This window comes from Streptomyces sp. NPDC052040 (assembly GCF_044548405.1).
Classification (GTDB): domain Bacteria; phylum Actinomycetota; class Actinomycetes; order Streptomycetales; family Streptomycetaceae; genus Streptomyces.
On the sequence record NZ_JBIUBV010000003.1, the window covers coordinates 73790 to 97234 of the forward strand.

Here is a 23445-nt window from a genome sequence, read left to right on the forward strand (position 1 = left end):
GTGCGCGGGCTACGGCCGCTCGACCTCGACGGGCAGATGGCGTACGCCGACGATGACGGCCGGATTCTGGAAGACGACGTCGTCGTAGGACGGGACGACGATGCTGCTGAAACGTTCCAGCAGGAGGTTCAGCGCGATACGTGCTTCCAGCCGGGCCAAGGGTGCACCGAAGCAGAAGTGGATGCCGTGACCGAAGGTCACATGGGGATTGGGACTGCGGGTCACATCGAGGACATCGGGCTCGGTGAAACGGTCCGGATCCCGGTTGGCGACGCCCAGATGGGCCATCAGCAGGCTGTCGGCCGGGATCTCATGGCCGCCCAGCACCACGGGCCGGGTGGTGCGGCGCCCCAGCTCGGGGAAGGGCGGCAGCCAGCGCAGCACCTCCTCGACGGCCACCGGCAGCAGGCCGGGATCCCCGCGCAGCGCGGTGAGGGTGCCGGGGTGGCGGTCGAAGGTGACCAGGGCGTTGCCGAGCAGGGCGGTGGTGGTGATGTGCCCGGCGACCAGCAGCAGGGCCACGAACCCGACGATCTCCTGGTCCTCCAGGCGGGTTCCGTCCACCTCGGCGGCGAGGAGTCTGCTGGTGAGGTCCTCTCCGGGGTTCGCGCGGCGGCGGCGGATGTGGTCGAGGACGTAGTCGTTCATCTCGCGCACGGTGGGCGCGATGGCCTCCAGGGCCCGTTCCAGGTCGGCCATGTCGAGCGTGTCGCCGAGCTGGTCGCCGCCGAAGAGGGTGCTCGCCCAGTCCTGGAACACCTTGTGGTCGTCGGCGGGGATGCCGAGGAGTTCGGCGATCACGATGATGGGCAGCGGATACGCGAGGGTGTCGACCAGATCGAACCGGTCGCGGTCGGCGACATCGGCCAGCAGCCGCTCGCAGACGGCCTCGATGCGCGGCTGGAGCCCCATCACGACCCGGGGGGTGAACGCCTGGCTCACCAGGGTGCGGAGCTTGCGGTGCTCGGGCGGGTCCATCCCGACGAAGTTGCCGCGGGTGAAGGTCTCGAAGTCCGCCTGGGTGGGGGCGATGGGCGAGAGATCCGAGGAGTAGGTCGCCGGGTCGGCGAGTACGGCGCCGACACCCTGGTGGTCCAGGACCTGCCAGACGCCTTGCGCTTCGTCGTGGCGGACGGGGCCCTCCTCGCGCAGGGAGAGCCACCGCTCGGTTATCGCGTCCAGAACCGGTAACGGTCCGGATTCTTGATTGCTTGTCACGATTCTCCCTTGGTGGGGGGACGTCCTGAAACAGCGGAGCCATGGGTGGGCCGATCGCTGGGGAGGGGTGGAGCACGGACGACGCGCCGCCCGGCGGGCAGCGGCGACACGCAACGCCGCCCGGGGTTTCGTCTCTCGGGGTCCCGGTCCGGCGGGGAGGTGCATCCGGCGCGTCGGCCGGTTTCAGCCGAGGGGCTGGTCCGGGCGCGTCAGCCCCGGAGCCGTCCGGTGCGCCGGAGCGTACTCCGGTCCGTCGTCCGTCCGGGAGGAACGGGACACCTGCCGCAGGAGGCAGGCCGGCACCGCTGGATGCGGACCGAAGCGATCCGCTCGCCCGGGGGCGAGGTGGGAGGGTACGGACATCGGAGGGGCCTGTCCGCTACATAACACAAGGCGCACTCCCGACGCATTCATCCCGGTTCGAGTCGGCCACAGTCTTCACGGTGTGTTGCCCAATGGCAACCCCCCGGAGTTGAACAGGAGGTGCGGAAGTGGCGCATGAGCTGTGACCGCCGCGCTGCTCCGGGGGGATTGCTTGCCCGTCCGGCGAACCTGGCTGGATCGCCGCATGCGCGTCTGCCCGACGGATCGACCCACAAACCCATGCCCGTGAAAAATCCGGGCGCCACCGGTGAGCACCCGTCCCACCTGGGAGAACGCAACAGGAGCCCGCACTGGAGTACGTACCGGCGTCCGCCATTGGTCGGACATCTGGCGGAGATTGACGGCGCGTCACGCGCCGCCGGCCGTCAGTCTTCAGGCCGTGGCGCGAGTCCGACGCAGTCCGCAACGAGGCGCGCCACGTCCTCCCGGTGGTCGTTGAGGAAGAAGTGGCCCCCGTCGAAAGATTTCAGCCGGAATTCCCGCGCGGTGTGCGCCTTCCAGGCCGCCGCCTGCTCCTGGCTGACGCGCGCGTCCTGCTCGCCGGTGAGGCACAGCAGGGGCGTGTCGACCACGGTGTGCGCGGTCGGCCAGTAGAGGTCCACCGCGTGGTAGTCGTTCCGGATGACCGGCAGCAGCAGCTCCATCAGCTCCGGGTTTCGGACAATCTCGGCCTCGGTGCCGCCGACGTCGGCGAGATGTCGAAGAATGTCCTGGTCCGTGCGGGGAAACGCGTCGTCCCTCCGCTGGGCCGAGGGGGCGGCGCGCCCGGAGACGACGAGATGGCAGCGGGTCGCCGCGCCCGCGGCGGTGAGCCGCGCCAGGGTCTCGAAGGCCACGCTCGCCCCCATGCTGTGCCCGAACAGCACCAACGGCACGGGACCGTCGGCATACGGCCGCAGGGACACCGCCAGCCGGTCGGCGAGGCCCTCGACGGTGGTGACGAACGGCTCCCCCATCCGCTCCTGCCGCCCCGGGTACTGAACGGCCGACAGGTCGACGTCAGCGGGGAAATGCGGGGCGAAGGGCGTGAAGTAGGTCGCGGCACCGCCGGCGTGCGGGAAGAACACCACATGCCCCGCGGGCCGTTCGGTCCTGCGCACATCCCTGACCCATGGATCCCTGCCGACCATCGACGCTCCCTCAGCCCTTCTCCCGGCTCGGTCCGCGCCCGGAACCAACGGCCCGGCGCGGCCGCCCCCGTGGTCGGTCCCACGCGTGGCGGAGGACGGCGCTCCGGCCGGACCGTCGTCCCGCGGACGACCGTACCCCGCCCGCCCCGTGCCGGGTGGGGCCTCGCACCGGTCCGCGCCACGGCGAGCCCGCTCCGGCTACCGGCCCGTGGTCCCCACCGACCGGGCGGCCTGGAGGACCAGGTCGGTGACGGCTTCGGGGTGGGCGATCATCGCGACATGGGAGGAGTCGATCTCCACCGTGTGCGAGCCCGCGCGCTCCGCCTCGAAGCGCTCCTGGGCGGGGTTGATGGTCCGGTCCTGCCGGGCGATCAGGAACCAGGACGGAATGGTGCGCCAGGCGGCCTCCTTGGCCTTCTCGGAGAAGGCGTCCGTGCTCACGGGCCGCTGGGTCGCCGCCAGCAGCGCCGCCGTACTCTCCGGGAGATCGGCGGCGAAGACGCGGTGCAGCTTGTCCGGCTGGACGTAGAGGTCGGTCCCCTTCGTCTTGCCGTCGGACCCGGCCCGGTACGGGACGGACCGGAGGGCACCGGCGAGTTCGCTGGGGAATCTGCCGGACAGCGCCATCCCGCTCTCGCCCCGGTCGGGCACCAGCGCCGACACGAACACCAGCGACCGCACCTGACGGTTCCCGGCCGCGGCGGAGCTGATGACCGCGCCGCCGTAGGAGTGGCCGACCAGGACGATCGGGCCCTTGATGCTCCGCAGCACCGAGGCGATGTAGGCGGAGTCGTTGTACAGGCCGCGCAGCGGGTTGGCCGGGGCGACGACGGTGTAGCCCTGGCGTTGCAGCCGTTCGACGACTCCGTTCCAGCTGGAGGCGTCCGCGAACGCCCCGTGCACCAGGACGATGGTGGGTCGGGGGACGGAGGGGGCGGCGGCCGCGCCGACGGGGGCGGGGTGGACGGCGCACAGGGCCAGGGCGCACGCGGCCGCCGTGAGGTGGGCGCCGCGTATCCGGCGTCGTATGCCGTGGATCGCTGATGCTGTCATGGCGTACTCGCTTTGCTCGGGGTCTTCCGTGACCGAGTGTTCGCCCCTGCGCGCCGGGCGGCCCGGCCGCGTGGTCCGAACGGGTCATGGGGCCGTACGGCGGCGCGTGTCCCCGGAGCGGTTCAGGAGGAGGCGGGCGGCCGCCGCCACAGGGCGGCGCCCACGGCGGCGACGAACAGGGCCGCGCAGCCCGCGAAGATCATGCCCGCGGCGCGCACCCCGAGGGCCGCGGCCAGGGCGCCGACCCCGACGACGGGCACGGAGATGCCCACGTAGGCGACGACGAAGAACGCCGAGATGGTGGCGCCCCGGTGGGTGTCGGGCGCTGTGGAGCCGACCGCCGTCAGACCGGCCCGGAACGCCAGGCCCTGCCCGAGGCCGCCCGTCACGGCGCCGAGGAGCAGCACCGGCAGCGACTCAAGCAACAGGGCGGCGCCGACCAGGAGGAGGCCCGCCACCAGCACCAGGGCGCCCAGCGGCAGCGCGCGGCGCGTCCCCACCCGTCCGAGGAGCAGTTGCCCGCAGGTCGAGGCGCAGAAGACGGAGAAGACGACGGCGCCCACCGCCGCCAGATTGCGCTCGCCCAGCGTCTCGCCGAGGAAGGCCGGGGCGACCGCGGTGAACAGGCCGAGCAGCGCGAACCCGGCGAAGGCCGCGAGGGCGCAGGGCGCGAACACACCGCGCACCTCGGGCGGGACCGTCATGCCCTGGGGGCGCAGCGGCGGCCGGGGGACGGCGCGCCGCACGGTCTCGGGCAGCCGTCCGACGACCGCGGCGGCGGCCGCCAGCAGCACCAGATGGACGAGGAAGGGCAGTCGGAGCGGCCAGGGCGCGTACGCGGCGAGGGCACCGGAGAGCAGCGGGCCGAGTCCGAGGCCGCCCATGTTGGCCGCGGTCGCCGCGAGACCGGCGCGGGCGTGGCGTCCGGGCGGGGCCAGTTCCAGGACGGCCGCGGTGCCGGTGCCGCTGAGCAGGCCCGCGGAGAACCCGGACAGGACCCGGCCCGTGTACAGCAGCGGCAGTCCGCCTTCGCAGAGGAAGCACACCGCGCTGAGCGCGGCCAGGGCGAGGGCGCACAGCAGCACCGGGCGTCGGCCCAGGACGTCGGAGAAGTCACCGGCGGCCAGCAGCGCGGTGATGACGCCCACCGCGTAGACGGCGAAGACCACGGTGACGATCAGTTCGGAGAACCCGATGCGCTCGCGGTACAGGCCGTACAGCGGCGTCGGCAGCGTGGTGCCGAGCATGCCGACGGCGAACACGCCCGCCGCAGCCACATACCCGGGACGGCCGACCGGCCGACGGTGTTCCGTGTCACGACTGGTCACATCCCACCATAGGCACCGGCGGCACGGCGGTCGCCCGCCACGGCAGGGCAGCCCGGACGGGGCGGGGAGCGCGGGGCCGGGACTCCGGGTGCCGCGCGGGGCCGGTCGGGTGACGGCCGTACGGGTGACGGCCACCCCCGGCCCGGGACGCGGATGCCGCCCCCGCACCGGCCCAAGTTCCGTGCACGACAGACCACTTGGGGACAGAGGCAGACCCGGCCGCTCCGGGGCGGTGCGGTGTCGGGCACCTCCGGTCCGGGCCGGGACGTGCTAAGCGAGGGCTATGAGACAGTCCCGAATCGCGGCATGTGTGTCCTCCCTCCTCCTCTCCGCCGTCTGCGCCCTGACGGGCACCCCGGCGGCTCAGGCCGCCCCGCAGGCGGCGGCCACGGGCTATGCGGCCCTCGGGGACTCCTACTCCTCCGGGGTCGGAGCGGGCAGCTATATCGCCTCCAGCGGCGACTGCCTGCGCAGCAGCCGGGCGTATCCCGCCCTGTGGGCCGCATCCCATCCGCGTTCCGCGTTCAGCTTCGCCGCCTGCAACGGCGCCCGCACCAGCGATGTCATGGCCCATCAGCTCGGTGCGCTCAACGCCCGTACCGGCCTGGTCAGCATCTCGGTCGGCGGCAGCGACTCGGGCTTCTCCCATGTCATGACGACCTGTGTGCTGCGGGGCAGCACGGCCTGCCAGTCCGCGGTGTCCGAGGCCCGCACCTATATGGACGGAACCCTTCCGTACGATCTGGACCGGCTCTACACCGCCATCCGGAGGAAGGCTCCCGCCGCCCGGGTGGTGGTCCTCGGCTATCCGCACCTCTACAAGGTCCACGGCGCCTGCACGGCCGGGCTCACCGACGCCTCGCGGTCCGCCGTGAACAGCGCCGTCGACCACCTCAACACGGTGACCGCCAAGCGCGTCGCCGACCACGGCTTCACCTTCGCCGACGTCCGGACCGCGTTCAAGGACCACGAGATCTGCTCCGGCACCCCCTGGATGCGCAGCGTCGCCCTGCTGTCCCCCGTCGAGTCGTACCACCCCACCTCGGTCGGCCAGGCCCGCGGCTACTTCCCCGTGTTCACCCACCACGCCTGACGGACACCCCGCCACCTCCACCATCCCCCCACATTTTCACCACGACTTGCTTACCGGGCCCTTACCGGTCGGATAAGCTCCTCGCGCTTCATCCGCACCACTGAGGGGGGATTCCTCATGCGTATACGCTCCGTGCTGGCCGGTACCGCCGCCACCACCGCCACGCTGATCGCCGTGGCCGCCGTCCCGGCGCACGCCACCGAGTACACCTCGGACCTGAAGCTGAAGGGCGTTCAGTACGACGCGCCCGGTCGGGACTCCAACAGCTGCACCACCGGCAACACGAAGAACGAGTATCTGACGATCAAGAACTACTCGCGCCGTACGACGGTGAACCTCAAGGGCTACACGGTCAAGGACGCCGCGGGCAACGGCTTCACCTTCCGCTCCAACCACTATCTGGAGCCGGGCGACCATGTGAACCTGCGCGGGGGCAAGGGCACGGACTCCGACGCCCAGAACGTCGTCTACCGCCAGAACTGCAACTTCATCTGGAACAACGACAAGGACACCATCTACCTGTACAAGCCTTCCGGCAGCCGGGCCGACGTCCACTCGTACACCAAGTCGGGTTCGGACCGCGACGGCAACGGCTACATCACCTTCCACGGCTGAGTCCTCCGGGGCACGAGCTGTGGCCCGGGGCCGGATGCCGGGCGGGCATCCGGCCCCGGGCCGGGGACGGTCAGGGCGCGGGCGGCAGGCGCAGACCGTGCAGCTCCTCCGGCAGCGGGCCCGAGGGCCGGAACACGGGCGCCACCTCGCCGTCGACGGCCGTGGCGGGCGCGTCGGTGAGGCGCATGCGCTCCCTGAGCCGCCCGTAGAAATCGGCCGGGGTCAGCCTGACCAGGCGCAGGGGCCGCGGCGCCGCGGCCACCCCGAGCCAGTCGCCGGGTTCGAGGATGCCGCGCGACTGTCCGTCCACGCTGACCGCGGCCCGCCCGGAGTGGGGCAGCACCCGCACCGCGATCGGCTCGTCCAGGTTGGCGATCACCGTCCGGTTGAAGGCCATGTGCGGGGCCACGGGGGTGAAGACCAGGGCCCGCATCCGCGGCGAGAGCACCGGTCCCCCGGCGGCGAAGCTGTAGGCGGTCGAGCCGGTGGGGGTGGCCAGAATGACCCCGTCGGCCGAGTACGAGGCCAGCAGCCGCCCCGCGATGTACACCCCGACACCGACCTGCCGGTCCCGCGCCAGCTTCTCCACCACCACGTCGTTGAGGGCGTTGACGTCCAGCCGGATCCCCCACGAGTCCTCCTCCGAGGTGTCGCCCTCCGGTCGCGGCTGGGGCGGCGGGAGCGCCGGGCCCCTCCCGTAGCACAGGGTCTCCTCCATGCCGAGGGGGATTTCGAGGAGCCGGGAGGAACGCATCATCAGCATCATGCGCTCCTCGCACTCGGACCTCCCGGAGTGAATCGCCTCCAGTGCCCGTGCCACCTCAGTGACCGGGGTCTCGGTCAGAAAGCCCACCCTGCCCACGTCCACGCCCAGCACCAGGGCGTCGTTCTGGGCGGCGATGCGCGCGCCCCGCAGAAAGGTGCCGTCGCCGCCGAGCGTGACGATGAGGTCCGGCCCCCCGGCCGCCCGCATCTCCTCGCGGGCGTGGCGGCGGCTCGCCCCGTCCTGCCAGACGTCGATGTCGACGCAGCCGATCCCGTGCCGCGCACACCAGTCCCGTACCGTGTGCGCCCCGGCGACCGCCTGCGGCCGCCCCCCGTGCACCACGAGTCCCACCCGGCTGATCGGCATGACACCACCTCCCGGACTCCTGGGCCCCGCGGGGGCCGGATGCGGCGGGCCCCGCTTCCGGGGGAGCCTGCCGCGGAGCGCGGTCCGTCCCCTCCATCGTCGCGCACCCGCCGCCCCGTCTCTCGCGCTGCGCCGCACCCCGCTCTCCCCCTTTCGTTTGCCGGGCCCCGGGAACGGAACCCGGAAGGTCAGTCGGGCAGAACCGCACCACGAGCAAGCACGAGCAAGGGAGTGCCGCCCATGCGTCCCATGAGCAAGGGTCTGCTGGCGGGGGCGGTCGGCACCGTCGCCCTGGATCTGGCCGGATACGGCGACATGCTGCTGCGCGGCCGGTCACCGAGCGATCTGCCGGCCCAGGTGGCCGGTGGTCTGGCCGACCGTGCCGGGGTCGGGCTGGGCGAGGGGGAGAAGAGATCCGGCCGTGCGGGGGCGATCGGCGCGATGCTCGGGTACCTCAACGGGCTGGGGCTCGGCTGCGCCTACGGCCTGTGGCGGCACCGGGGAGGCTCGCCGCCGCTGTGGACGGCCGGTTCGCTGCTGGCCCTGGCGGCCATGGCGGGCAGCGACCTCCCGGCCACCGCGCTGCGGCTGACCGCCCCGGCCTCCTGGCCGCCGATGGCCTGGGTGTCGGATCTGGTGCCCCATCTGGCGTACGGGGTCACCACGGCGGCCGTGTTCGAGGCGCTGGGCTGACGGACCGGGGCCCGCCCGGAGCCGTCGGCCGGTTGGACGCCCGTAGCCGCTGGTCGAGGCCCGGGAGACGTACAGTGAAGAAAGTACCGGCTCCCGCCCGGCCACCGGCCGCCTCGGGCGGCCGGGGTGCCGGTGGGAACCGCGGGCCGCAAGGAGCAAGGCATGATCCATTCAGCCGATATCCGCGAGTGGCGCAATCGCGATGTGGTGGACCCCAAGGGGCACCGGATCGGGTCTCTGGAAGCGGTCTACGTGGACACCACCACCGACTCCCCGTCCATGGCCACCGTCCGCACCGGGATGCCCACCCGGCAGCGGCTGGTCTTCGTCCCCCTCGACGAGGCGACGGTGGGACCGGGCTATGTGATGGTGGCCCATTCGAAGGGGCTGGTGAAGAAGGCGCCGTCGATGGGCCTGGACGACGTCCTGCCGGTCGAGCGGGAGCCGGAGATCTTCCAGCACTACGACCAGCCCTACGCGCCCGGCGCCGACCAGGGACGCCGTCTCGCCCGCCGCTGAACCGCGCCCGGCCGATCGGCCGACCGCCCGGGCATCCGTCATTCGCAGCACTGGCCGGAGGATGTGTTCACTATGGCGTTCTTCCTGTTCCTGATCCTCGTGGCAATCGTCCTCGGGCTCATCGGCGCGGTGGTCAAGGGGCTCTTCTACCTCCTGATCATCGGATGCGTGATCTTTGTGCTGAGCCTGGTGGTGTGGGGGGCGCGGCTGTCCCGCCGCTCACGTCGGCACACCGTCCGGTGAGGCCGCGGCACGGGCCCGTGACTGCGGGCGGGCCCGTGCCGCGGGTGCCGTGCCCGCGGCCGCGGCGCGCCGCGGCCTTCCGCCGTCCCGTGCGGCGGGTGTGTCCCGGCACGGTCGCCGGGGCGCCTCACCCGTGTTCGCGCCGGTAGGCCGCGAGCAGGAAGAGCCAGATCTCGCTGACGGTCGGGAAGCAGGCGACCGCGTGCCGCAGCCGCTTCAACGGGACTTCGCCCGCGACGGCGACGGTCGCCGAGTGCAGCAGTTCGCCGACCCCGGGCCCGACGAAGGTGGCGCCCAACAGGACTTCCCGGTCCTCGTCGACGACCAGCCGGGCGTGGCCCCGGTAGCCGTCGGCGTAGAGGTTGGCGCCCTGGGCGGCGTTGAAGGGCACGTCCACGGTCCTGACGCGGTGCCCGGCCCGGGAGGCCTGCTCGGCGGTCAGTCCCACCGCGGCCGCCTCGGGTTCGGTGAAGAAGACCTGGGGCACGGCGTGCTGGTCGGCGGTGGTGGCGTGGTCGCCCCAGTCGGCGTCGTCCAGCGGGTGGCCCGCGGCACGGGCGGCGATGGCGTCACCCGCGGTGCGGCCCTGGTACTTGCCCTGGTGGGTGAGCAGAGCACGGTGGTTGACGTCCCCGCAGGCGTACAGCCAGTCGCCGTCGATCCCGCGGACCAGGCAGGTGGTGTCCACGGACAGCCAGGATCCGGGGGTCAGGCCGATGGTTTCGAGACCGATGTCGTCGGTGGCGGGTGTCCGGCCGGTGGCGAACATGACCTCGTCCGCCTCCAGTTCGCTTCCGTCGTCGAGGGTGAGCGTGACGGGTCCGTGCGGGTGGGCGCGGCGCAGCGCGGTCACCTCCCGGCCGATCCGTACCTCCACCCCCGCCTCGGCCAGTCCGCGGTGCAGCAGCTCCCCCGCGACGGGCTCCATCCGGGGCAGCAGGGAGCGGCGGGAGAGCAGGGTGACCCGGGAGCCGAGACCCTGCCAGAGGGTGGCCATCTCCACGCCGACTCCGCCGCCGCCGACGATCGCGAGGAGGGCGGGCACGGTGGAGGAGTCGGTGCCGTGCCGGTTGGTCCAGGGCCGGGTCTCCTGGATGCCGGGCAGGTCCGGCAGGGCGGGGAGGCTGCCGGTGGCGACGACCACGGCGTGCCGGGCTGTCAGGGTGCGGCGCCCGCCGTCGTCCCGGGTGACCGTGACCCGGCGCGGGCCGTCGATCCTGCCCTGGCCGCGGAACAGGTCGGCGCCCATGGAGGTGACCGCTTCGGCCTGCCCGCTGTCGTCCCAGTCGTTGACGTAGTGATTGCGGCGGGCGAAGACCCGTTCGGTGTCGATCCGGCCGGTGGCGGCCTGCCGGGCGCCGTCCACCCGGCGGGCGTCGGCCAGGGCGATGACCGGCCGCAGCAGCGCCTTGCTGGGGACGCACGCCCAGTAGGAGCACTCGCCGCCGACGAGTTCGCGCTCGACCACGGCCACGTCGAGGCCGCCCGCGCGGGCGCGGTCGGTGACGTTCTGGCCGACCGGTCCGGCGCCCAGCACGATGACGTCGTAGGTGGCGTCGCCGGTCTCCCCGGTCCCGCCCGTTGCGTCTGTTCCGCTCATTGGTCCCTCGCATCCTGGTCGGGGCCGCCCGTCGGGGCCGCGCGGCCCGGATACGGCTGCGGGGGTATGAGCCGCCGGACGGAAGGCGCCTGCGCGCGCACCCCGGGTCATGTAACCGCGCGGCGTCCGCCGACCGCGGCACCCGGGCCCCATGCCTCATCAAGAGCGCGCGGATGTGCCACATTCGGCGGCACCGGGGCTGCCCGGCCCGCGAGCGGACCCCGGCGTCCGCGGAGGGGCGCCGGGGTGCGGACAACGGGCCCGGCCCCCTTCCGTACGTACGGATGCGTACGGAAGGGGGCCGGGCAACGGATCGGTGCGGGGTCAGCCCTGGCGGGCCTTGAAGCGCGGGTTCTTCTTGTTGACGACGAACACCACGCCCCGGCGGCGCACCACCTGGGCTCCCGGTACGGCCTTCAGGGACCGCAGGGACTTGCGTACTTTCACGGCTTTCTCCTCAGCTCTCGCTCTCGCACACCGCGCGGCGGCGGGCGTCAGTGCCGGGCCGGGGCGGTGCGGCCGTAGCGGCGTTCGAAGCGCTCGACCCGTCCGGCGGTGTCCACGACGCGGGAGGTGCCGGTGTGGAACGGGTGGCTCGCGGAGGAGATCTCCACGTCGACCACGGGGTAGGTGGCGCCGTCCTCCCATTCGACGGTCCGGGTCGGGTGGGCCGTCGAGCGGGTCAGGAACGCGACGCCGGCGGCGCGGTCGCGGAAGACCACCGGGCGGAGTTCGGGGTGGATGCCGGTCTTCATGGGAGTGTCCTTTCTTATGGTCGTGGGTGCCTGTCCCCCGCCCGCGACGGGCCGGGGGACCCGGTTCAGCGCTCCTCGCGGAAGAGCACGTGCCGGTTGGCCACCGGGTCGTACTTGCGCAGGCCCAGCCGTTCGGGGTGGTGCCGGCGGTTCTTGCGCGTCACATAGGTGACGCCGGTACCGGCCGTCGACTTCAGCCTGACGACCGGGCGCGCGTCGCTGCGTGCCATGAGGTCCTCCCTTCGCCCACATCCGCGATCTTGACTCGCGCATGTCAGCCACGTGGTCTGTAACAGCGGCCTCCGCCCCGGCATTCCCGGAATCCGCCGGTCCGCGATGGGCGCTACGGCGGCGGAGTGACCCGGCGGTATGCGCGGACCCCGCCGGGGCATCCGGTCTTCCGGGAGGTCGAGATGAACACGAGCGTTCTGCCCGAGCGCGGCCGGATGAAGGCCCGGCGCGCGGCCAAGGGATCCATGACGCGGGGCGCCGCCAGGGCGGGCCTGACCGCACGTGGAGTGATCTATCTGCTGATCGGCGTGCTGGCCCTGCGGATCGCCTTCGGCGACGGGCGGCAGGAGGCCGACCGCAGCGGCGCCCTCCAGGAGATCGCCCACGAGCCGTTCGGTGCCGTACTCCTGTGGGCCCTGGGCATCGGGCTGGCCGGGATGGCCCTGTGGCGGCTGTCCGAGGCGGTGTTCGGCGCGGCCGGACCGGACGGCACCAAGGCGACCAAGCGGCTCTCGGCCGCGGCCCGCTGCGTGTTCTACGGGAGTGTCGCCTACTCGGTGCTGGCCCTCGCCGCGGGCTCCGGCGGCGGGAGCCGGTCCAGTGACCAGCAGTCCCGCGACATGACGGCCAGGGCGCTGGGGGCGCCCGGCGGCCAGTGGATCGTCGGCGCGGCCGCCCTCGGCGTCATCGCGGCGGGCGTGTGGATCGGCGTCCGGGCCGTACGGCGCGACTTCCACGACAAGCTGAAGCTCGGCGAGATGTCGCCGCAGGCCCGGCGGCTGGTGGATGTCACCGGGGTCGGCGGCGGCGCGGCGCGCGGGGTGCTCTTCGCTGCGGCGGGGGGCTTCGCCCTGCGCGCGGCCGTCGACTACCGGCCCGACCGGGCCAAGGGCATGGACGACACCCTGCGCTCCTTCGCCGACACTCCCTTCGGGCCCTGGCTGCTGGCACTGGTCGCCGCCGGGCTCGCCCTGTTCGGGCTGTTCTCCTTCGCCCTGGCCCGCTGGCGCCGGGTCTGACCCGGACGGCCGCCGCGGCCCGCCACCGGGGGTGACCGACCGTTACCCTCGGTGATGACCGTCGAGAGGAGCGGCCATGGCGGACCGCGCAGGGCCCGAGGACGGCCCGGGGCGGACGATGCGGATCGCGGTGGTCGTGCTGGTCGCCGCGTCCGGTGCGGTGGAAACCATCTCCTTCACCGCGCTGGACCATGTCTTCGCCGGTGTCATGACCAGCAATCTCGCCCTGCTGGGGATGGCGATCGGCCGTGCCCGGGGCGCCGGGGCCGCCGCCGCCCTGCTGGCGCTGGCGGGGTTCGGCGCGGGCGCCGGGCTGGTCGCCTGGGTGACCCACGGCCGTACCGGGGTGGCGACGCACTGGCCCGGACGGGTGATGGCCTGCCTGCTCGGGGAAGCCGTGCTGCTCGCCGTGGGCGCGGGTGTCTGGGCGGCGGCGGGCGGCGCGCCCGCCGGGGTGACCCGGGACGTGCTGCAAGGCGGTGCCGCCCTGGCCATGGGCGGGCAGGCCGCGGCGATGGTGGCGGCGGGCCGGGCCGCCTCCCCCACCACCTATCTGACCGGGACACTGGCCGCCTACATCGTGCACGGCGTCGGACGGGCGCGGCCCGACGGCTGGGTGCCCGCGCGGCTCGGGGCGCTCATCGTGGGCGCGGCGGCCACCATGGGGCTGCGCCGGGCGGCACCCCCCTGGGCCGGGGTGCTCCCCTTCGCCCTGGTCACGGCGGCGGCGCTCATCGCGGCCGGGCCCCTGCTGCGGCACCGGGCGGCGGGCGGCCACCGGGCGTAGGCGCGGCTCAGAGTGCGGTGGGGTGCGCCGCCGGGGCGGCCAGGGCGACCACGGCCTCACTCGTGTGGACCAGGAAGGTCAGCGTCTCCTGGAAGTACAGCCGCACGGTGCTGTCGTCGTGCGAGAGGTAGCCGATCGACAGGTCCTGTCCGAGGCGCAGTTCGAAGTCGCCGCCCCGCGTGGACAGCAGAAAGGCGCCGTCGATGGCGGGCGCCCACACGATGTCGCCGTCCAGCAGCCGGGCCATGTGGTTGAGGACCGGATAGCCGTAGTCGGAGGTCTCGCTGACGGCGGTGTAGGCCTCCGCGCTCAGCGCCAGGGTGTAGGCGCCGCCCACCCCGGCGAGCCGCAGCGCGGTCACGGCCTGGCTGACGGCGTCGGGATAGTCCGGCACCGCCTCGGGCAGCATCAGCGGCGGGTTCGAGGAGCCGGCGCGCAGACCGGTGATGCCCGCGGCCGCGTAGCCCTCGAACACGGCCCGGTCCTCCGCGTACGCCATCTTCCGGGCGGCGTCCTTGACCGGCTGCCAGTCCGCGTCCTTGGCGCCGCGGGCCACGTCGTCGACCTGCTCCCGGTCCACGGTGAAGGGGACCCGCAGTTCGACGAGGGACTGGAAGAGGCGGGTGCGGGCGGTGACCCCCTGGGCGGGGCCGTCCACGGAATGCAGATGACCGGTGCCCACCCCGGCCAGTGCGGTCCCGCCGGGCTCGGGCACATCGACGATCCGGCGGCCCGCCACATGGCGCCGGAAGGTGCGGCGCGCCTCGTCCTCCAGGTCGGCCCAGGCCTCGGCGGAGACGGGGGCCAGTTCACGGTGAAGGTTGTCCATCGGCCCGTTGCCCTTCGTGACTACGCTGGATGAGAGCCCTTCAGGCCGCCGATCCCCAGAGTGCCGTCGGGGAGCCGGGCGGGTACGGAGGGCACGGTGCCGTTCTTGTCTCCGCCCCCGTCCGGGGGTGTCCCGTGCCCGTCGGGACACGGTCCGCCCGCCTCGCCGGACACCTCGGCCCCAGCCCTCGCGACCGCGCCGGGCGGATCGGGGAGGTCGTCGAGGAAGCCACTGGTGGGGACGTAGAACAGCCCGCCGGTGACCGGGGTGGAGAAGTCGAGGATCCGGTCGTGGGCGGCCGGGGGCGCGCCCAGGAACATCCGCTCCAGCATGCGCTCCGTCACCGCGGGGGTGCGGGCGTACCCGATGAAGTACGTGCCGAACTCGCCCGTGCCGACGGTGCCGAAGGGCATGTTGTCGCGGAGGATCTCGTGCTTGGTGCCGTCGGGGTCGACGAGGGTGGTCAGCGCGACATGGGAGTCGGCCGGTTTGTCCTCGTCGGGGATTTCGACGTCGGACAGCTTGTGGCGGCCGATGGCCGACTCCTGCTCCTCCACCGGGAGGGCGTTCCAGGCGTCCAGGTCGTGCAGATACTTCTGGACGACCACATAACTGCCGCCGGTGAAGCCCGGGTCCTCGTCCCCGATGAGCACGGCCGCGTCCGCCGCCGGGCCGGTGGGGTTCTCCGTCCCGTCGACGAAACCGAGCAGATCGCGTACGTCGAAGTACTTGAAGCCATGCACCTCGTCGCGGACCGTCACGGCGTGCCGAAGCCGTTCCATGATCTCGGCGGCCAGCGCGAAGCACAGGTCGAGCCGCGCGGCGCGCAGATGGAAGAGCAGATCGCCGGGTGTGGACACGGCGCGGTGGACCGGTCCGGACAGCTCCCGGAAAGGATGGAGTTCCGCGGGGCGGTCCCCGGCGAACAGCCGGTCCCAGGCCGCGGAGCCGATGCCCGCGACACAGCTCAGCCGTCCGTCCGGGGTGGCACGGAAGCCGACGGCCCGCTGGAGTCCGTTCAGGTCGGAGAGCAGGTCCCGCACAGTCGGCTCGCCTCCCGGGTCGACCGTCGCCACCAGGAAGACGGCCGCGGCCGTCAGAGGGGACAGCACCGGCTGGGGAACGGGGTCGCGGGGGCGTCCGGCCATGAGCCGCACCTCTTCCCGGCGGCCGCGAGCGGGACACTCGGGGCACGGCCGACGATCGGCGCCGGGCCCGTGGCGGGCACCGCACCGCAGCCGGGTGCGGGAGCCGTCCGGCCGACCGGCGCGGGAGACCTGGCGGAAGGCGTCCTCTCACTGTAGGGCGGCCCCCGCGCCCTCTGCCACCGCGGCGCCCGGGCCCTGCCCGCTACTCGCGGGCTCCGGAGAGCCGGGGGCGCGGGAAGGACTCCAGGGCTCCCGCCAGGCCCGTGGCATCGGTGCCGATCTTGCGGTAGGCGGAGGACAGCAGCTGCCTCACCCCCTGTTCGGTGAGGCGCAGTTCCTCCGCGACCACCGCCATCGGCTGGCTCTGGGCCGTCATTTCAGCGGCCCTGCGCTCCTGGGCGGTGAGGGTGTCCGTGTGCGCGTACCGCAGGGGCAGCGGTCTCAGCCCGGCGGTGGCGAGTTCCTTTCTCGCCCGGGCCACCAGTCCGTCGGCCCCGCAGTGGACGGCGCCCTCCAGCCCCCGGTAGAGCCGGTCGGCCGCCTCATGGGGCTGTCCGTTCCGGAACAGTGCCGCACCCTGGCCGATCAGTGCCCTGGCCAGCTCGTACGACGCCGGTGAGCGTTCCAGCTGGGCGACGGCCTCCGCGTACGCCTCCAGCGCGGCCGCTCCGGCGGAGGTCTCGGCCTGGGTGCGCAGCGCCTGGCCGACGGCGGACGGCGCGCCGAAGTCCCGGGCCCGTTCGACGGCTTCCCGGGCCAGCCGGGCGGCCCGCTCGGGCGCGGTCGGGGCGAGCGCCTGGGCCAGGTCCAGCCGCCAGGGGCACCACGCCGGGTTGTGCCAGGCCCGTGATTCCAGCCACTCCCCCACGGCGAGCAGCAGGTGCGCCGCCTCGCCGTGCCGCCCCTCGGCGAGGAGCAGTTCGGCGTAGACCGTGCGGGGGTCGGGGTAGATGACGGCGTTCGGGACGGCCGTGCCGTAGCCGTGTGCGTCGGCGAGCCTGCGCGCCTCGGCGGTCCGCCCGCGCGCCAGCAGGATCTGGATGAGGATGCCGACCGCGAACCACTGGGCGGGTACGGCCTCGTCGACGCGGTCGGCGATGCGCAGTCCCTCGCGGACCAGTTCCTCCGCCTCGGCGAGACCGCCGCGGTGGTAGCGGATGTAGCCGAAGAGGGTCTGGCCGAGGGCGAGGTGGGAGCCCCGCCAGCCCTTCGCCTCGCACTCCGCGATGCCCCGGGTGAAGAGTTCCTCGGCCCGGCGGGGCTGGTCGCAGTACATGAAGGTCAGGGCGACCGAGACGGGGACCTCGAAGCCCCGGTTCTCGTCGGTCCAGCTCAGTCCGCCGCGCAGGGCCTCCTCGGCGTGGGTGAGCACGGTCTGCCTCGGCTCGCCGCGCAGCAGGGCGTCCCAGGCCCGCAGGCCCAGGATGTAGCGCTCCTCGGGTCCACGGCCGGTCAGGCCCCCGGCCAGGCGGGCCAGTCGGCGGGAGCGGCCCGAGGGGTCGGGCTCGTCGGTGCGGCACGAACTCCACTGGAAGTGGTCGGCCAGCATGCGCAGCCGAGTACGCGGATGGGAGGCCAGCCGGGCCTCCTGCTCGGCCACGGACGCCGCCTCCGCCACCCGGTCGGTGTGCGCCAGCGCCTGGGTGAGCCGGTAGACGAGGGAGGCGCGCAGATCGTCGGGGACCACGGGTTCGGCGAGGGCTGCGCGCAGATAGCCGACCGTGGCGGCGGGTTCGATCAGGAAGGTGGAACCGGCGAGTTCGTAGAGCAGGGCGGCGCGGTCCTGCGGGGCGGGCGGTTCGCGCAGGGCCCGGGTGAGGACGCGGCGGGCGGCCTCGGGGGCACCCGCCCTCAGATAGGCCCGGGCGGCCTCGCGCAGGCAGGCCACCGTCTCGGCGCTGCCCTCGCACGGCACCTCCAGCAGATGGCGGGCCGCCGTCACGGCACCGAGGCCCGCGGTGCGGATCGCCTCGGCGGCCGCGCTGTGCAGTCCGGCCCGGGGGCCCGGCGGGATGGCCCGGTAGACGGCCGTGGCGATGAGGGGGTGGGCGAACTCGAGGCGGGCGCCGCGCCCCTGGGCCTCCGCCAGGATCCGGGCGTCGCGCAGCTTCTCGGTCGCCTCCTTGGCCTGCTCGCTGCCGATCCCCGCGACGGCGGCGGCGAGTTCCTGCGGGATGGATGTCCCGAGGACGGCGGCGGCCCAGGCGAAGCGGATGGTGGGGGCGCCCAGGCGGCTCAGGCGTTCGGCCAGTCCGGGTCCCTTGACGGCCGGGGCGAGTTCACTCAGAAGGGTGACATCGCTTCCGGTGCCCTTCACCCCCCGCTCGCCGAGCCGGACGGCCAGTTCCACCGTCTCGAAGGGGCTGCCGCCGGTGACGGCCCAGCACTCGTCGCAGAAGGCATCCTCGGTCTGCTCGCCCAGTTGGTCGCGGAGGATCCGGGCCACGGCGTCGGCGGTCAGCGGGGCCAGGGAGTACGGGCGGTGCCCGTGCCGTTCGGCGAGCGAGCGGAAGGCCGCAGCGGTGGGCGGCAGTTCGCCGGGCCGGTAGGCGACGACGATCAGCAGGGGCAGGTCGTCCGCGCGGGGCGCGAAGGAGGCGAGCCAGCTCAGGGACTCCTCGTCGGCCCAGTGCAGATCGTCCAGGAGCAGCACCAGGGGTGCGCGGCGCACCGCGAGGCGGGTCAGGACCCAGTCCAGGCCGTCGCGCACCCCGGTGGGATCGGGGACATGGGCGGCGTCCTCCGCCTCGATGCCGAGGGCGGCGGCGACGATGTCGTACCAGCTCCCCAGCAGTTCCCGGCGTTCCTGCTCGTCCATGGCCGCGAGGACGGGTTGCAGAAGGCGGCGGACCACGCGGAAGGCCACACCCCGCTCGTTCTCACCGCCCTGGGCCGAGAGCACGGTGCACCCCCCTGCCACGGCCCGCAGGCGCGCCTCCGCGAGGAGGGTCGTCTTGCCCAGTCCGGCGGGACCGGTGAAGGCGAGCAGTCCGCCCTGCCGTCCCCCGGCGATTCCGCCGGTGGCGTCACCGAGGTCCGAGAGCGCCGAGTCGAGGCCCTCGAGTTCGCGATGGCGCTCGAGCAGGGTCCGGTGCCCGATGCCCGGATACGAGGTTGCGTCCACCATGTGCTTTGCCGCTTCCTGCCGTCCGCTTCGGAAGACAGCGATGAGCGTACGCCAGACGGACGCGTGGGAGAGGCTTTGGGGAATGCTCTCCTATGGAAAGAGTGAATCAATCGCTCCGGGGTTTTGCGTGTCCGCACCTCGGGTAACGCGGGTAAGTCCACGGAGCCGCGGTGAGTTTGTCGTTTTGTCACCCGGGATTCCCGGCGAACCGGCTTCCCTTTCATGTCTCCGCGGCCACGGCGGCCGTGTCCGCATAGCGCGGCACATTGCGGGACCAGTAGTAGCAACCTCGAATCCAGCCCGCCATGCCTTCCACATAGCCGATGGCGAAGGGGCTCAACTCCGGTTCGGTTTCCCGGAAGAGCCGCTCGAACTCCGCCGTGGTGCGGTTGATCCGCCGTACGGCGAGGGAGACGCCCTCCTGGAGGGAGCAGCCGTGCTCCCGGCGGTAGGCGAGGGCCAGGTTGATCACTCCGCCGGTGCGCTCCTCCTTCACCGCGGAGAACAGATCGGGGATCCACACCGCCGCGTCGGCCGAGAGCCTGCGCAGCCGCCGCAGGGCGGGGTGACCGAGTTCCCCGGGCGTCAGCTCGCCCGGCTGCGCGGCCTCGCACAGCGGGTAGAACGGCTCCACGCCCGCGATCAGCGAACGTATCGAGGTGCACAGGCCGATGGAAGGGCTCACCGGGTCGGCCTGGGCGACCGCCTCGTACAGCAGTCCGTGCACATACTCGCGGCCGGCCCAGGCCCAGCGGTCGGCCTGGGCGGGGGTGCAGCGCTGTTCCACCTGGCACCTCAGGTCGGCCAGCGCCGCCCCGAGGGGGGTGCTCGGGGGCCTGCCGTCGCGCAGGATGCCGACGCTCTCGCAGAGCATCGGCATCAGCCGGGCGGGCCGCCGCCGCCCGATCTCCTCCGCCCGGTCGTCGTAGACGAACTGATAGGCGATCTGATTGGCCGTGATCTGAAGGAGTTCGGGGTCCGTCGTGGGGCTGTTGTAGGAGGCGAGTTCGGCGGGGCGGGTGCGGGCGACCATCGCCGCCACGGCCGGGTCCTCGGTCAGCCCGTAGGCGCGCAGCCAGTTGTCCACTCCGGCCGCGGCCGCGCTCTCGTGCGGATTGCTGCGAAAGGGAAAGGGCATGTACAGCTCGGCCTCGATCAGGGCCTGGAGGCTTGCGGCCGGTGCCCTGGTGTGCGGCACGGCCGCGGCACCCTCGTGCGTCGTGGTCACCGTTTCACCTTCTTTCTTTTGTCTGGGGGGTGTTGGGTCTGGGGGGTGTTGGGTCTGGGGGGTGTTGGGTCTGGGGGGCGTCGGGTCCGGGGGGCGCGGGGGGAGGGTCTGGGGTTGTCGGGTCCGGGGGGCGGGGCGGCTGTCCGGGGTTGTCGGGTCCGGGGGCGCCATGGCGGCCCGGTGGGCGTCGGGTCCGTCCGGTGGTCGTCGGCGAGCGCGGTGGGGGCGTCACGGGTGTCCCGGGGCTCCGGGCTCCGGGCTCCGGGCTCCGGGCTCCGGGCTCCGGGCTCCGGGCTCCGGAGGGGGCGTCGCGGGTGTCCGGGGGACCCCGGCGGGCCGTCACGAGGTCCGGGAGGCCTGCTCCGTAGCGGCCGGGGCGTGGGGGTGGGGCTCGCAGCGCATCCTCAGGGACCGGGGGCCGAGGGTGGCCGCGGGGCGCGGCGGTCCGGACGGTCCCGGCAGCGGCCGCAGCCGCCAGCGGGCGGCGATCGCCGCGACCGCCAGCGCCGCCTCCGCCAGGGCGAAGGTGTCGCCGATGCATTTGCGGCTGCCCGCGGCGAAGGGGAGCATCGCGCCGTGCGGGGCCGCCGCGTCCGAGCCCGGCAGCCAGCGTTCCGGGAGGAACCGGTCGGGCTCGGGGAAGGACGCGGGATCGTGGTGCAGGAGGTAGGGGCTGTAGAGGACGGTGGTCCCCTCGGTCATGCGGACCCCGCCGAGTTCGGTGTCCCGGGTGGTGGTCCGGGTGAACAGCCAGCCCGGCGGACGGATGCGCAGGGTCTCGGCGACCACCGAGCGGGTGTGGACGAGCCTCGGCAGGTCATCGGCCCCGGGCCGCCGTCCTCCCCCGAGTACGGTGTCGGCCTCCGCGTGCAGCCGCAGCTCGACCTCGGGATGGTCGGGCAGCAGCGCGAAGAGGGAGCCCAGGCACATCGCGGTGCTCTCGACCCCGGTGAGCAGCAGGGTGACCAGCTGGTCGTGGATCTCCTGCGCGGTGACCGCCGTCGGCTCCCCGCCCGCCTCCGCGCCGAGCAGGGTTCCCAGCAGGTCGTCACGCGCGGGGCCGCGGCGGCGCTCCTCGATGACCGTGTCGATGATCGCGTGCAGGCGGTCGAAGGCGCGCCGGTAGCGGCGGTTCGCCGGGACGGGTATGCGGAACAGCGGGGAGACGGGCACGACGGTACGTATGAAGAGGCCTCTGACCAGGTCGGCGAGACAGTCCCGGACCTCCCCCACAGTCGCGGCGTCGAGTGAGTCGGAGAAGAGGACACGGCTGGTCACCCGGGTGGTCAGGGCCAGCATCGCCGCGCTGACCTCGATCTCCTGCCCCGGCCGCCAGGCGGCGGAGAGCGCCTCCGCCTCCTCCCCCATGATCCGGGTGTAGTCGGCTATCCGGGCCGGGTGGAAGGCGGGCTGGAGGAGTCGGCGCTGCCGTCGGTGCTCCTCGTGGGCCGAGGTGACCAGGCCGTTGCCCATCAGCGGCCGGAGCCGTTCGTACTGGGGGCCGCCCTTGTCGAAGGTGCGCGCGTCCATCAGCACGCGGTGCACCAGCTCCGGGTGGCAGACGAGCCAGGCGCGCTGGGGGCCGAGGTGTATCCCGACCAGATCCCCGTGCGCGGGAAGGGAATTCAGAAAGTCCAGCGGGCGACGGAACAGTGGGATACCGTGGCCTATCAAGGGGAATATGCCTGGCGCAATTCCGCTCCGCCAGACTCGCTCCGGGGTGGACGTGGAACCGTTCATGGAATACCACCTGGCTCGGTCAGTGCGTGGAAGCAAGAGAAACGTTCACCCGATGGGGGGACTCGAGTCGTTTCCTGCCCAGTGCACCTCTTGCCTGTGCCCGGATTCTGTTTTCCCAGGGGGCGCACGGGAGCACGGAGGAGCATTCCGCGGGTCGGCGCAGGGCAGGGTCCGGGCAACGGACGCCCGGACCCTGGAAGATGTAACCGCTTGTCTGTGGATTGCCTATGCCGCCAGGGCGTGGCCCGGGTGCAGGACCACCTTGGTGTAGCCCTCGACCCGCCGGTCGAACTTCTCGTAGGCCTGGGGTGCCTGGTCGAGCGGCAGTTCATGGGAGACCACGAAGCTGGGCTTGGCGCGGCCGGAGATGATCATGTCGCGCAGCTGGCGGTTGTACTGCTTGACGTTGCACTGGCCGGTGCCCATCTGCTGGCCCTTCTCGAACATCTTGCCGATGGAGACCAGCAGCTGGCCGTGCCGGGCGTGATCGTCGGGGCCGCCCGGATCGGAGGGGACGTAGAGGCCGGGCACACCGAGCAGGCCGGTGGGCCGTACGGTCTCGACGAGGGCGTTGAGGACGACGGCGGGCTCCTCGTGGCTGGCGTCATGGGCCTGCGCCTGGTAACCGACGGCGTCCACGCCCTTGTCGGTCCCCTCGCCGTTGGTCTGCGCCTTGATCTGCTCGGCGGGGTCGCCCTGGGTGAAGTCGATGGGGATGGCCCCGATCTCCTCCGCCTTGGCGAGCCGCTCCGGCACCCGGTCGACGCTGAACACCTTGGACGCGCCGCGCAGCAGGGCGGAGTAGGCGGCCATCAGACCCACCGGACCGGCGCCGAAGACAGCCACGCTGTCGCCGATGGACACCTTGGCCAGTTCGCAGCCGTGGTAGCCGGTCGGGAAGATGTCGGCGAGCAGCACGAAGTCGGTCTCGAACTCGCGCCCGGACGGCAGTTTCAGACAGTTGAAGTCGGCGAAGGGGACCCGCAGCCGCTCCGCCTGGCCGCCCATGTAGGGGCCCATCGCCACATACCCGTAGGCCCCGCCCGCGAAGCCGGGGTTCACCGTCAGACAGAAGCCGGTCTTGCCGGCCAGGCAGTTCTTGCAGAATCCGCAGGCGACGTTGAAGGGCATCACCACACGGTCGCCCTGGGACAGGGAGACCACGCCGCTGCCGAACTCCTCGATGATGCCGAGGTTCTCGTGGCCGAAGACGATGCCCGCCTCGGCGGCCGTGCGGCCCTCGTACATATGCAGGTCGGAGCCGCAGATCGCGGTCGACGTGACGCGCACGACCACATCGTTGGGATGCTTGATCTGCGGATCGTCGACCTCCCTCACCGTCACGTTGAAGGGCTTCTCGTAGACGACGGCTTTCACCTCGGTCACCTCCGCGTCGGAGCGCTGGACGGCGGTGGCGGGCGGGCTGCTGCCGGGGCACACATCGAAGCGCGGGCCGCCGGTCCCTGCCGTGGCCCCTGGGCGCTCTCTTCCTCACCGCCGGGCTACCTCCAGGTAACGCCCGAGCCGTGCGGGCCGCAACCCGCACCGGAACCGGGCCGCGCCACGGCTCCCG

General features: G+C 73.0%; 22 protein-coding genes. 7 read left to right on the forward strand and 15 right to left on the reverse strand.

Going from position 1 to position 23445, the window contains the following annotated elements:
• Positions 1–9 precede the first annotated feature (9 nt).
• From ACIHAA_RS08665 to ACIHAA_RS08680, 4 genes are all read right to left on the reverse strand, one after another.
• On the reverse strand, positions 10–1218 hold the full coding sequence (locus ACIHAA_RS08665) for a cytochrome P450 (protein WP_399814608.1): 1209 nt from the start codon (positions 1216–1218) through the stop codon (positions 10–12).
• 749 nt (positions 1219–1967) lie between these two features.
• A complete protein-coding gene (locus ACIHAA_RS08670) occupies positions 1968–2732 on the reverse strand; it encodes a thioesterase II family protein (RefSeq protein WP_399814610.1) in 765 nt (254 codons plus the stop codon).
• Positions 2733–2930: 198 nt separating this feature from the next.
• A complete protein-coding gene (locus ACIHAA_RS08675) occupies positions 2931–3785 on the reverse strand; it encodes an alpha/beta fold hydrolase (protein ID WP_399814612.1) in 855 nt (284 codons plus the stop codon).
• A gap of 122 nt (positions 3786–3907) precedes the next feature.
• Positions 3908–5032, reverse strand: a complete 1125-nt coding sequence (locus ACIHAA_RS08680) for an MFS transporter (protein WP_399815419.1) — start codon at positions 5030–5032, stop codon at positions 3908–3910.
• 364 nt (positions 5033–5396) lie between these two features.
• Here ACIHAA_RS08680 and ACIHAA_RS08685 point away from each other — a divergent pair, with 364 nt between their 5' ends.
• Together ACIHAA_RS08685 and ACIHAA_RS08690 are read left to right on the forward strand one after the other, a co-directional pair.
• Positions 5397–6206 (forward strand): SGNH/GDSL hydrolase family protein, encoded by an 810-nt coding sequence (locus ACIHAA_RS08685; RefSeq protein WP_399814613.1) that lies wholly within the window; start codon positions 5397–5399, stop codon positions 6204–6206.
• Between the two features lie 117 nt (positions 6207–6323).
• Complete coding sequence (locus ACIHAA_RS08690; RefSeq protein WP_399814615.1) at positions 6324–6821, forward strand: lamin tail domain-containing protein; 498 nt, start codon at positions 6324–6326, stop codon at positions 6819–6821.
• Positions 6822–6891: 70 nt separating this feature from the next.
• Here ACIHAA_RS08690 and ACIHAA_RS08695 read toward each other — a convergent pair whose 3' ends face one another.
• The gene (locus ACIHAA_RS08695) at positions 6892–7953 is read right to left on the reverse strand and encodes an NAD(+)/NADH kinase (RefSeq protein WP_399814617.1); all 1062 of its coding nucleotides are present in this window, start codon (positions 7951–7953) and stop codon (positions 6892–6894) included.
• 240 nt (positions 7954–8193) lie between these two features.
• Between ACIHAA_RS08695 and ACIHAA_RS08700 the strand changes: the two genes are divergently transcribed.
• The 3 genes from ACIHAA_RS08700 to ACIHAA_RS08710 all read left to right on the forward strand — a co-directional run bounded on the left by ACIHAA_RS08700 (position 8194) and on the right by ACIHAA_RS08710 (position 9408).
• On the forward strand, positions 8194–8646 hold the full coding sequence (locus tag ACIHAA_RS08700; RefSeq protein ID WP_399814619.1) for a hypothetical protein: 453 nt from the start codon (positions 8194–8196) through the stop codon (positions 8644–8646).
• A 162-nt stretch (positions 8647–8808) separates the two neighbouring features.
• Complete coding sequence (locus ACIHAA_RS08705; RefSeq protein WP_399814620.1) at positions 8809–9165, forward strand: PRC-barrel domain-containing protein; 357 nt, start codon at positions 8809–8811, stop codon at positions 9163–9165.
• Between the two features lie 72 nt (positions 9166–9237).
• Positions 9238–9408, forward strand: a complete 171-nt coding sequence (locus ACIHAA_RS08710) for a hypothetical protein (RefSeq protein WP_399814622.1) — start codon at positions 9238–9240, stop codon at positions 9406–9408.
• Between the two features lie 127 nt (positions 9409–9535).
• Here the strand turns inward: ACIHAA_RS08710 and ACIHAA_RS08715 are convergent, their stop codons facing one another.
• The 4 genes from ACIHAA_RS08715 to rpmG form a co-directional block, all read right to left on the reverse strand.
• On the reverse strand, positions 9536–11008 hold the full coding sequence (locus ACIHAA_RS08715; protein ID WP_399814624.1) for a dihydrolipoyl dehydrogenase family protein: 1473 nt from the start codon (positions 11006–11008) through the stop codon (positions 9536–9538).
• Positions 11009–11332: 324 nt separating this feature from the next.
• On the reverse strand, positions 11333–11455 hold the full coding sequence (ykgO, locus tag ACIHAA_RS08720) for a type B 50S ribosomal protein L36 (RefSeq protein ID WP_399814626.1): 123 nt from the start codon (positions 11453–11455) through the stop codon (positions 11333–11335).
• A 47-nt stretch (positions 11456–11502) separates the two neighbouring features.
• Positions 11503–11763 carry a type B 50S ribosomal protein L31 gene (locus ACIHAA_RS08725; protein WP_399814627.1) on the reverse strand — a complete coding sequence of 87 codons (261 nt, stop codon included), beginning with the start codon at positions 11761–11763 and terminating at the stop codon, positions 11503–11505.
• Between the two features lie 65 nt (positions 11764–11828).
• Positions 11829–11993, reverse strand: coding sequence for a 50S ribosomal protein L33 (gene rpmG / locus ACIHAA_RS08730; protein WP_399814628.1), 165 nt, complete (start codon positions 11991–11993; stop codon positions 11829–11831).
• 183 nt (positions 11994–12176) lie between these two features.
• Between rpmG and ACIHAA_RS08735 the strand changes: the two genes are divergently transcribed.
• Together ACIHAA_RS08735 and ACIHAA_RS08740 are read left to right on the forward strand one after the other, a co-directional pair.
• Positions 12177–13013: a DUF1206 domain-containing protein gene (locus ACIHAA_RS08735; RefSeq protein ID WP_399814630.1), complete on the forward strand. Its 837-nt coding sequence runs from the start codon at positions 12177–12179 to the stop codon at positions 13011–13013.
• Between the two features lie 76 nt (positions 13014–13089).
• Positions 13090–13800 (forward strand): DUF1275 family protein, encoded by a 711-nt coding sequence (locus tag ACIHAA_RS08740; RefSeq protein WP_399814632.1) that lies wholly within the window; start codon positions 13090–13092, stop codon positions 13798–13800.
• Positions 13801–13807: 7 nt separating this feature from the next.
• Here ACIHAA_RS08740 and ACIHAA_RS08745 read toward each other — a convergent pair whose 3' ends face one another.
• The 6 genes from ACIHAA_RS08745 to ACIHAA_RS08770 form a co-directional block, all read right to left on the reverse strand.
• Entirely contained in the window at positions 13808–14629 is an 822-nt protein-coding gene (locus ACIHAA_RS08745) for a family 1 encapsulin nanocompartment shell protein (protein ID WP_399814633.1), read from the reverse strand.
• Between the two features lie 20 nt (positions 14630–14649).
• Complete coding sequence (locus tag ACIHAA_RS08750) at positions 14650–15777, reverse strand: Dyp-type peroxidase (RefSeq protein ID WP_399814634.1); 1128 nt, start codon at positions 15775–15777, stop codon at positions 14650–14652.
• 202 nt (positions 15778–15979) lie between these two features.
• Entirely contained in the window at positions 15980–18904 is a 2925-nt protein-coding gene (locus ACIHAA_RS08755) for an ATP-binding protein (protein ID WP_399814636.1), read from the reverse strand.
• A gap of 220 nt (positions 18905–19124) precedes the next feature.
• The gene (locus ACIHAA_RS08760; protein WP_399814637.1) at positions 19125–20132 is read right to left on the reverse strand and encodes a (-)-alpha-amorphene synthase; all 1008 of its coding nucleotides are present in this window, start codon (positions 20130–20132) and stop codon (positions 19125–19127) included.
• Between the two features lie 339 nt (positions 20133–20471).
• Positions 20472–21806, reverse strand: a complete 1335-nt coding sequence (locus ACIHAA_RS08765; RefSeq protein WP_399814638.1) for a cytochrome P450 — start codon at positions 21804–21806, stop codon at positions 20472–20474.
• A gap of 291 nt (positions 21807–22097) precedes the next feature.
• Complete coding sequence (locus ACIHAA_RS08770) at positions 22098–23249, reverse strand: glutathione-independent formaldehyde dehydrogenase (RefSeq protein ID WP_399815421.1); 1152 nt, start codon at positions 23247–23249, stop codon at positions 22098–22100.
• Positions 23250–23445: the final 196 nt, after the last annotated feature.